The organism is Moorena sp. SIO3I6 (assembly GCF_010672095.1).
Genome location: NZ_JAAHHU010000487.1, coordinates 1 through 3,182, shown reverse-complemented (window position 1 = coordinate 3,182; position 3,182 = coordinate 1). Strand labels below are relative to the sequence as shown.

General features: G+C 38.0%; 6 protein-coding genes and 1 pseudogene. 3 read left to right on the top strand and 4 right to left on the bottom strand.

What is annotated here, in order from left to right; genetic code table 11:
* The first annotated feature begins 360 nt into the window (after positions 1-360).
* Together F6K49_RS38380 and F6K49_RS38375 are read left to right on the top strand one after the other, a co-directional pair.
* Positions 361-666: a type II toxin-antitoxin system prevent-host-death family antitoxin gene (locus F6K49_RS38380; protein ID WP_293105608.1), complete on the top strand. Its 306-nt coding sequence runs from the start codon at positions 361-363 to the stop codon at positions 664-666.
* On the top strand, positions 611-955 hold the full coding sequence (locus F6K49_RS38375; protein ID WP_293105604.1) for a Txe/YoeB family addiction module toxin: 345 nt from the start codon (positions 611-613) through the stop codon (positions 953-955). The genes F6K49_RS38380 and F6K49_RS38375 overlap by 56 nt, the downstream gene beginning before the upstream one ends.
* A 37-nt stretch (positions 956-992) precedes the next feature.
* Here the strand turns inward: F6K49_RS38375 and F6K49_RS38370 are convergent, their stop codons facing one another.
* Positions 993-1,334: a XisI protein gene (locus tag F6K49_RS38370; protein WP_293105600.1), complete on the bottom strand. Its 342-nt coding sequence runs from the start codon at positions 1,332-1,334 to the stop codon at positions 993-995.
* A gap of 13 nt (positions 1,335-1,347) precedes the next feature.
* Here F6K49_RS38370 and F6K49_RS38365 point away from each other — a divergent pair.
* Positions 1,348-1,518: pseudogene (locus tag F6K49_RS38365) on the top strand (element excision factor XisI family protein); the annotation flags it as partial.
* 41 nt (positions 1,519-1,559) lie between these two features.
* Here the strand turns inward: F6K49_RS38365 and F6K49_RS38360 are convergent.
* From F6K49_RS38360 to F6K49_RS38350, 3 genes are all read right to left on the bottom strand, one after another.
* Positions 1,560-2,285, bottom strand: a complete 726-nt coding sequence (locus F6K49_RS38360) for a YbjN domain-containing protein (RefSeq protein WP_293105597.1) — start codon at positions 2,283-2,285, stop codon at positions 1,560-1,562.
* A gap of 102 nt (positions 2,286-2,387) precedes the next feature.
* The gene (locus tag F6K49_RS38355) at positions 2,388-2,849 is read right to left on the bottom strand and encodes a hypothetical protein (RefSeq protein ID WP_293105591.1); all 462 of its coding nucleotides are present in this window, start codon (positions 2,847-2,849) and stop codon (positions 2,388-2,390) included.
* Positions 2,850-2,870: 21 nt separating this feature from the next.
* The coding region (locus F6K49_RS38350) for a hypothetical protein (protein ID WP_293105588.1) at positions 2,871-3,182 on the bottom strand (312 nt) is incomplete at its 5' end.

Below are 3,182 nucleotides of genomic sequence, written 5' to 3'. Positions count from 1 at the left end.
TTTGCTGAGGGATAGGTAGGTGCGCTCTTACCATTAAGAATTAAATTCGCTTGATTGTCGCACCTGAAGTTGTGGAAATGGTTAAGGGATTGCAGGAGTCGCTTAAGGTTAACTCTTTGTCTAAAGGGAAATTTTCAGTATGATTACTCATAACAATTTACAATTCATAAAGTCAGATCAGGTTTTGGTTTCAAGGAAAGCATCTGTTGCTAGGTAAGTCTTCAGCTATCAGCTATCAGCTATCAGCTTTTGAATACAATAAGCTGACGGCTGACGGCTGACGGCTGATGGCTGAATGCTTACGTTGCTTGATTTGGTATAAGTGATATAATATATTTACCTAAATCTGTACATAAACTGATGTTTTATTACGAGATTACATCTCCAAATGATGCTAAAAATAACTTCTTTAAGTTGTTGGATATAGTTTCACAAAATAATCAGGTATATATCATCAATCGTCATGATGGTGAGAATGTTGCTTTAATTACAGAATCGGATTTGAGGAGTTTAGTAGAGACGGTTTATCTCTTAAGAACCCCTACCAATGCAATTCGCCTGTTGGATGCCATTGAGGAGTCTAAGACTGGAAAAATAAAACCTCAAACCATTGAAGAACTTTACTCTGAGTTGGGAATTGAGCAAGAAGAAGAAGAAAAAGGCTGAATCCGATCAAGTAAAGCCAGTTGTGGTAAATCGCAGTCCTGGTTTTAGTTCTAGGTTTAAGGAAGATTTGGCTTGGTGGTTCAAGCATGATTTTAAAGTGGCGTCGAAAATTTTGGATTTGGTTACTGCTGTAATGGACAATCCATTTGAGGGCATTGGTAAACCAGAACCATTAAAGTATATGGATGCAGATATTTGGTCACGGCGCATTGATTTGGAACATCGGCTGGTTGATCGGGTGGGAAGTAGTCAGATTGATTTTCTGGCTTGTCGGTATCATTATGAGTGATGTTTTGTTGGGTCTTATTTTTTAAACCAATCCACTACTAAGCCACTCCGTAGCCTGTGTAAGGACGTTTATAACTGGGATGTAAACCGAGAATAATGTCTTCTTTTGGTATACCCATTTCCAGCAAATCTTGCGCCAAATCAGCTTCTGTCATATTTCGCTGAATCCAAACGTTGCCATCTTTGATATCTAAATGGATGAAACAGTTGTAAACTCGTTTGAGTCCATCCCAGCCGATATCTAAAAGTTGATAATGGTCATGTTCTGTGTCAAAAATAAGTTGACACTCAATCTCTGAATTTGGATTATTTGCTTCTAAGGTGGCATGATTAGTTAATACCTGGCGGATGATTAATCGGTACTTTTCTAGTTTTTCCATTGGATGATTACCTCCTCAACAGGATTGTAATGCTACAATTGTTCATGGTTCAATCCGCGATGGTAAAATCTGGATTCACTACAAGGGTATTGAAGATGGTATCACGGATGAATTGGTTGCCACAGGAGTACCGAAGGATAGGATTGTTATTGCTTTTCATCATACTGGCTATGCGATTGCATAGCGTTTGCTTTGGTTGATGAGTGATGGTTAGGTAAATTAGTCTTAATTCTCAATCTGTAAAATCGCTTCTTTCACCTCCACCTCTCCTTCAATGACTGCCATAATTCCGGGTAAATATTCATCCATCATCATCACGTTGGCGTAAACCATCTGTTTGATTAAGGCAAAACTAAGGCTGTCGCCTTCTACATCTATGCTGGTTTTGTAGCGGATTTCGCCATGATCGAAGTCTAGTTCAAAATTACCAAGAATTGTACCGTAGTTAGCACGGGTAATAAATTCGGCGATCGCTTGGCGTTTCTCTTCGGGAACTGGTTCGGGATGGAGGGAGTAAAAGATAAACTGATTTTCTTCTTCTTTGACTTTAGCAAGGCAAGACCACTCACCATTTTCGCCTTTAAAGTTCATGTACAGAATAGATTCATTCTCTTCTTCTAGGAAAGGCCATTCTTCTGCTTTGAAGAAGTCGATTACAGTTGTATAAATATGGTTACTGACACCGTCTGATTCAAGTTCTTCACGAGCAATTTTTGCCCATTCTTGGAAGGTGGTTTCAATAGCATTAATGAATTCGCCTGTGGCATCTTGGGTAATGCTATTGAATTCTGTTTCTGCTAGTTTCTCAAGATATTTGGTGATTTCTTCCAGAGTTTCAGGTGAAATATCCTCACTGAGTTCGTCAAATTCAGGTAGGTTTTCTTTTGCCCAGGTTTCGAGGTGCTTGCGGAGGGTTTGTTGGAGTTGTTCGTTAGAAAATGTATCTTGCATAACTGGATATAATTGTTAGCTATTATATAAATTTGCTAAGTAAGGTTTTCAGACTAAACAGCTATTTTGTTTTAATTTTTTTGTCCTGTAAAGAGAAACAGCTTACGCAAGAAACAAATCTACACCCTGCAAATAAGGAGAATAATGCAGTGCTTGTCTACCCTCTTCTCCAATGCTTTCATCTTCAATACCTAAATATCTAAGACGAGCTACATTTGGACAGTTAGCGATATCAATAGCGCCCTTATCGCCAATGGGGTTTTCGGCTAACATAAGTTCTTTTAATGAGGAAAGATTAGTTGACGAAACTATTGCAAATGCACCCTGGTTTTCAATCATATTGTCATAAAGTTCAAGGCGAATGAGCCTTTGCAGGTTAGGAGAATTAGCAATAGCAAAAGCTCCATGATTTGATATGTACGCATGATCTAATACGAGTGTCTCAAGATTTTGCATAAAACTTGATGCTGCTAGCGTTGATATTCCTTGATCTTCAGCCTGGGTTAAGGTAAGATTTAAGTATGTCAATTTATTTAGCTTGGAAGAGGTAGAGAGCGCCGCCACTCCCTCGTACAGAATTTTATTTCACCAAAGATTAAGCTTCTTAAGGCTATCATCTTCCAAAATGTCGGGTAGAAGTCTGGCTCCTTTTTTACGGATTTGGTTAGAACTCAAAGAAAGCTCTTTTAACTGTAAACTAATTTTTTCTTTGGAAGCATATTCTATTTTGGTATCGTCAATACCACACGAGTCGAGATGTAGGGATTCTAAATTTCTAACCAATTTGGATTTAACAAGATCATAAAAAGCATCGCCAAGTGGATTTTTCGATAGATTGAGAATAGTTAAATTCTTTAGAAATTTTGATTCTATAATTACTTTTATGTCTTCTGGGCA